This is a genomic window from Microbacterium sp. B24 (assembly GCF_000333415.1).
Taxonomy (GTDB): Bacteria; Actinomycetota; Actinomycetes; order Actinomycetales; family Microbacteriaceae; genus Microbacterium.
The window spans coordinates 1-5,401 of record NZ_BADB01000033.1 but is presented as its reverse complement, the minus strand read 5'-3'; the positions used below and the strand labels follow the sequence as shown (position 1 = coordinate 5,401).

Below are 5,401 nucleotides of genomic sequence, written 5' to 3'. Positions count from 1 at the left end.
GGCGTCGTGCCGCGGTGCTCCGCTCCAGCACGTGCACGGCCCGGCGGCTGCGAGGCGGGAGAAGTTCTCCGGGCTGGCGCCGCGGAAGCTCCCCGAGCCGACATCCGGATCGCCGAACGCCAGCACGGCGACACCCCGAGAGCGGCACGCCTCCAGGAGCTCCACCCCGCCGAGAGTCAGCTCCTGGGCGTCGTCCACCACGATCGCCCGCAGCCGCTCCAGCGCGGCAAGTCCTGGCGCTCCGGCCGGGAGCGTGCGGACCAGGCCCAGTGCCTCGCGCACGAGACCCGCGGCGTCGCGGTGGGCGCCGCGCATGCGGTCGCGCGCATACAGGTACTCCCGGGAAAAGGACGCCGCCGCCGCCCACTCGGCGACGCCGTGCTGCGCCGCGAGGTCCGACAGACCGTCCGGCGAGATCCCGAGCTGGGCGCACTCGGCGAGCAGAGCCCGCAGCTCCGCGCGGAACGCCCGTGTGGAGCGCACCGCGGCCGGCAGCGAGGACGGCCACCGGGTGAAGCCCTCGGCCTCATCCTCGCAATCCCCGGCCAGGAGGTCGGCGATGACCTGATCCTCGTCCGGGCCGGTCAGCAACTGGGGCGCCGGGTCGCCGCGATGGACGGCGTCGGCGCGGATGATCTGATAGGCGAACGCGACGATCGAGCGCGCCAATGCGCCGGGCGTGGCGACGTCGACGGCGAGAGCGAGGCGATCACGCAGTGCGGTCGCGGAGGTCCGAGACGGAGTCAGCACGAGCACCTCGTCCGGCAGCAACGCGCCGCGGGTGTGGCCCGCGGGCGGCCGGACGAGTGCGCCGACCCGCGCGATCGCGGTCGCGGTCTTACCCGATCCCGGGGCGCCCACCACGACGCCGGACGCGTCGGCGGGAAGGTCGATGACGGCACGCTGAGCGGCATCCCACGTCACACGATCCATGCCTCTCACGCTAGCCGGACACACCGACACGAGCGTTCGCGCACAGCGAGCGGCGCACTGCCCTGCGCGCGATCCCGCGCCCGATCCGGTGTCGTAGAGTCGAGGTGCGGCCGGGGTACCGGTCCGCTCCGGCCGCCGACGGCGGCGGGTCATGAACAGAAGTGAGGCAATCACCGTGGAGATCCGCATCGGCATCGCGAACACCGCTCGGGAGCTCAGCTTCGAGTCGGCCCAGTCGGCGGATGCCGTGACAAGCACGATCCAGAAGGCCCTCGAGGCCTCGGAGTCCTTCGTCACCTTCACCGACGTCAAGGGCAACACCTACATCGTTCCCACGGCCGGCATCACCTTCATCGAGGTCGGCACGGAAGAGTCCCGGCGCGTCGGCTTCGTCGCCTGAGCACCGGCATCCCACCGTGGACATCCTGCTCGCGTTCATCTTCGGCGGCGCCTACGGCGGCGTCCTGCACTACCTCATGCCCGGACGCCCCTCGCGTGGCAGCGCCGTCGCCCCCGTGCTCGGTGCCGTCCTGGGCGGAGTGGTCTGGATGGCCCTCACCTGGGCCGGTCTGACGACGCTGGACCCGTGGCTGTGGATCCTTTCGATCGCCGTCCCCGCGGTCGTCGTACCCGCGGTCCTCGCCATCCTCACGCGAGTGCGCGCGAACCACGACGCGCGCGAGCGGTTGCGGCTGAAGATCTCCTGAGCTCGCCGGGCCGACGGCGCGGCCCCTCTGTCAGGCGTCGAGCCCCATCGCAGACATGCGACGCGAGTGCGCACCGAGAAGGTCGGTGAACACCGGCTCGACCTTGCGCTCCTCCGCGGCATCCAAGGTCTGAGGACGAAGCGCGGCGCGGGCGATGAGCAGGGTGTCGCCCACGAGGCGACGTCCCCACAGAGCGAGCAGCGATTTCCACTGCTCATCGGCGGCGATCGCGCCCGCGATGATGTCGACGAGGGCTTGCCGGTCGTCGTCGCCGCGCAGGATCTCCGCGACCCGCCGGCCCGTCACGCCGTAGCTGGAGGACAGCGCCAGATAGAAGTCGTCCAGCATGCCCGCCGTGATGTGCACCGAGAGCATCGTCTCGAGGGAGCGGGCACCGTGCGTCGACCGGCGAAATGCGTCGAGCGGCTCACGGAAGGGAAGCATGAGATCGAGGGGATCGTCGCCGCGTTCACGGATGAGGGCGAGGATCGCGCGGTGCTTGTGCAGGGCCGCTCCGGCAGCCACCGAGATCGATTCCTTCTGCGTCAGCTCGGGGGTCGGTGCGATCAGCTCGCTGAGCGTCTCGAAGTATCCGAGCTGCAGGTACGCGGCCTGACCGAGGAACGTGTCGATGTCGGGTGCGAGCTCTTCGAAGTCGACGCGCCGGACGTCGCCGAAGTCGCCGCGAGAGCGCACGCGCAGCGTCCGTGCGACGGTGCGGTCGCGCTGCCAGGGCCAGGTCACCACGCCCCCAGCCTAGATGCGACCCGCCGCTTCCGAGGTCGTCACGACACCCTCCGGTAGGCTGGTCAGGTCTCGGCGATGGATCGAGACCCCCGCGCCTGCGGATGAGTAGAAGGCGTGGACTTCCTCACCGGCGGCTTCTCACCGCCAGACAGGCACGTATTGTGACGACATTCGCTGAACTCGGAATCGATCCCGACATCGTCGAGGCCCTCGCCTCCAAGGGCATCGTGGACGCCTTCCCCATTCAGGAGCAGACGATTCCGCTGGGGCTGCCGGGCCAGGACATCATCGGCCAGGCCAAGACCGGAACGGGCAAGACCTTCGGCTTCGGCATCCCCGTCGTCCAGCGTCTCGGCCTCGACCCGGCGCCGGGTGTGAAGGCGCTCATCGTCGTTCCGACCCGCGAGCTGGCCGTCCAGGTCTACGAAGACATGGACATGCTCACCCAGAACCGCTCCACGAGCGTGGTCGCCATCTACGGCGGCAAGGCGTACGAAGGCCAGATCGACCAGCTGAAAGCCGGTGCGCAGATCGTCGTCGGCACACCGGGTCGCCTGATCGATCTCAACAACCAGCGCCTGCTCGATCTGAGCGGTGCGATCGAAGTCGTGCTCGACGAGGCCGACAAGATGCTCGACCTGGGCTTCCTCGCCGACATCGAGAAGATCTTCCAGAAGGTCGCGCCGGTGCGCCACACCCAGCTCTTCTCGGCGACGATGCCCGGCCCCATCGTGGCCCTCGCGCGCCGCTTCATGAGCAACCCGATCCACATCAGGGCGACCGACCCCGATGAGGGACTGACGCAGGCCAACATCAAGCACCTCGTCTACCGCGCCCACTCGCTCGACAAGGACGAGGTGATCGCCCGCATCCTGCAGGCGGAGGGCCGGGGTAAGACGGTGGTCTTCACCCGCACCAAGCGCGCCGCTCAGAAGCTGGTGGACGAGCTGAACGACCGAGGGTTCAATGCGGGTGCCGTGCACGGCGACATGAGCCAGGAGGCGCGTGAGCGGTCGATGGCCGCGTTCAAGGCCGGCAAGAAGGACGTGCTGATCGCCACCGACGTCGCCGCCCGCGGTATCGATGTCGACGACGTGACCCACGTCATCAACCACACGATCCCGGACGACGAGAAGACCTACCTGCACCGCGCGGGACGCACCGGCCGCGCCGGCAAGACGGGTATCGCCATCACCTTCGTCGACTGGGACGACCTGCACAAGTGGGCCCTGATCAACCGGGCGCTCGAGTTCGGGCAGCCGGAGCCGGTCGAGACGTACTCGTCGAGCCCGCACCTGTACACCGACCTGGACATCCCGGCGGGGACCAAGGGCCGCATCGCGAAGGCGCCCAAGACGGAGGCGGTGCGCACGCAGCGCCCGGCTCCCGAGCGCGCAGCCGATGCCGCGGCCGAGGGAGCCGCTGAGACCGGCACCCGCCGTCGCCGCCGTCGCCGCTCCGGGTCGTCGACGATCGGCTCGACGTTCGCCGAAGGATCGTCGACGGGCGCGGATGCCGAGACGGCGCACACCGGCGATGCTGCCGCTGCCGCCGAGGGCGCAGGAACCCACGACGGCGCCGGCAAGGAGCACCGCGACGGCAACGCCGCGCCCGCGCGTCGCCGCCGTCGTCGCCGCGGCTCGGGCGGCGGCGCACCCGCCGCTCCCCCTGTCGCGGGAGCCTGACCTTACGCGCTGATCGCATCGCCTCGGGCACCGCGCCGAGGCCGTTCACCGCCCCGCAGGCTCGGTCGCCGGCGCCTGCGGCGGGTAGACCCAGGTCACCATGACGACCGACACGATCATCAGCAGGAACCACGACACCAGTTTCGTGATCGAGACGGGATGCCATCCATCCAGCTGGTCGGGGTACGCCCACGCACCCGCCCACGTGCCGATGTTCTCTGCGAGGTAGATGAACAGCGCCACGCCGGCGTAGGCCGCCAGGAGCGGCAGCCTCAATGTGCGACGCCAGGCGCGCGCGTGCATGACCGTCCGAGCCCAGAGCAGCGCGACAGCGACAAGGAGCACCCAGCGCAGATCCCAGACGAAGTGATGCGCGAAGAAGTTCACGTAGATCGATGCCGCCACGATCGTCGTGATCCACCGCGGCGGGTAGCGGACGAACGCGAGATCGAACAGCCGGTAGACGCGCACCATGTACGAGCCGACGGCGGCGTACATGAATCCGCTGAACAGCGGTACGCCGCCGATTCGCAGCACGCCGTCGGCCGCGTAGGTCCACGATCCGGCATCCGTCTTGAACAGTTCCATCACCGTGCCGGCGACGTGGAAGAGCACGATCACCCACAGTTCACGGCCGGTTTCGAGCCGCCCCGCGAGCATCGCGATCTGGATCAGTACGGCCGCGATCGTCAACGCGTCGTTGCGCGCCAGCGCAGCATCGTCGGGCCACCACAATCGGGCCGCGACGATCACCGCCAGCAACGAGAAGCCGAACACGCAGGCCCACGCCTGCTTGACCACGAAGACGGCCAACTCCACGGCTGTCGCGCGCGCGCCGCGGTCGGGCGCGCCCCGAAGCACGCGGTGAGCGGCCGCATCGATGCGCCGCTCGAGCGGTGTGGGTTGCTGCATCGCGAGATCAGGCGAAAACGGGCGAACTGCCCGTCGCCCTCCCGATGATGCGCTGCACCATCTCGTCGGCGGTCGTGAACTCTCCCGGTTGGTTGGGCTTTCCCAGTCCGTGATAGTCGCTGGATCCGGTGACGATGAGGTCCCGCTCGGCCACGAGCGTCTGCAGCGCCCCCAGTGCCGGCTCCCGGTTCTCCCGATGGCCGAGTTCGAAGCCCGCGAGCCCGGCATCGAGCATGCGCCCCAGGAGACCTTCGGGCAGCAAGCCCCCTCTGCCCGCCGGATGAGCGATGATCGGCACACCTCCGGCATCCACCACCGCCGCCACCGCGGTCACCGGATCGGGCGCGTACAGGTCGACGTAGTAATCGCTGCCGGGGTGAAGGATGCCGGCGAACGCCTCCCCCCGATCGCGGACGT

Annotated in this window: 7 protein-coding genes; 3 read left to right on the top strand and 4 right to left on the bottom strand. The window is 69.8% G+C overall.

Annotated elements, in window-relative coordinates; all coding sequences use genetic code 11:
- Positions 1–933, bottom strand: a 933-nt coding sequence (locus I5I_RS00625; RefSeq protein WP_036315074.1) for a UvrD-helicase domain-containing protein, incomplete at its 3' end; no start/stop codon positions are given.
- Between the two features lie 175 nt (positions 934–1,108).
- Between I5I_RS00625 and I5I_RS00620 the strand changes: the two genes are divergently transcribed.
- On the top strand, positions 1,109–1,333 hold the full coding sequence (locus tag I5I_RS00620) for a DUF3107 domain-containing protein (protein ID WP_036315071.1): 225 nt from the start codon (positions 1,109–1,111) through the stop codon (positions 1,331–1,333).
- A gap of 16 nt (positions 1,334–1,349) precedes the next feature.
- On the top strand, positions 1,350–1,640 hold the full coding sequence (locus I5I_RS00615) for a hypothetical protein (RefSeq protein WP_036315068.1): 291 nt from the start codon (positions 1,350–1,352) through the stop codon (positions 1,638–1,640).
- A gap of 30 nt (positions 1,641–1,670) precedes the next feature.
- Here I5I_RS00615 and I5I_RS00610 read toward each other — a convergent pair whose 3' ends face one another.
- Entirely contained in the window at positions 1,671–2,387 is a 717-nt protein-coding gene (locus tag I5I_RS00610) for a ferritin-like fold-containing protein (protein ID WP_036315065.1), read from the bottom strand.
- 161 nt (positions 2,388–2,548) lie between these two features.
- On the opposite strand from I5I_RS00610, the gene I5I_RS00605 reads away from it, so the two are divergent.
- The gene (locus I5I_RS00605) at positions 2,549–4,072 is read left to right on the top strand and encodes a DEAD/DEAH box helicase (protein ID WP_036315063.1); all 1,524 of its coding nucleotides are present in this window, start codon (positions 2,549–2,551) and stop codon (positions 4,070–4,072) included.
- A gap of 45 nt (positions 4,073–4,117) precedes the next feature.
- Here the strand turns inward: I5I_RS00605 and I5I_RS00600 are convergent, their stop codons facing one another.
- Positions 4,118–4,984 carry a DUF817 domain-containing protein gene (locus I5I_RS00600; protein ID WP_036315061.1) on the bottom strand — a complete coding sequence of 289 codons (867 nt, stop codon included), beginning with the start codon at positions 4,982–4,984 and terminating at the stop codon, positions 4,118–4,120.
- Between the two features lie 7 nt (positions 4,985–4,991).
- The coding region (locus I5I_RS00595; protein WP_036315059.1) for a PHP domain-containing protein at positions 4,992–5,401 on the bottom strand (410 nt) is incomplete at its 5' end.

Bases quoted from the DNA above. Each gene is read 5' to 3' on its own strand.
- I5I_RS00600 (WP_036315061.1), bottom strand. From the start codon at position 4,984: ATGCAGCAACCCACACCGCTCGAGCGGCGCATCGATGCGGCCGCTCAC.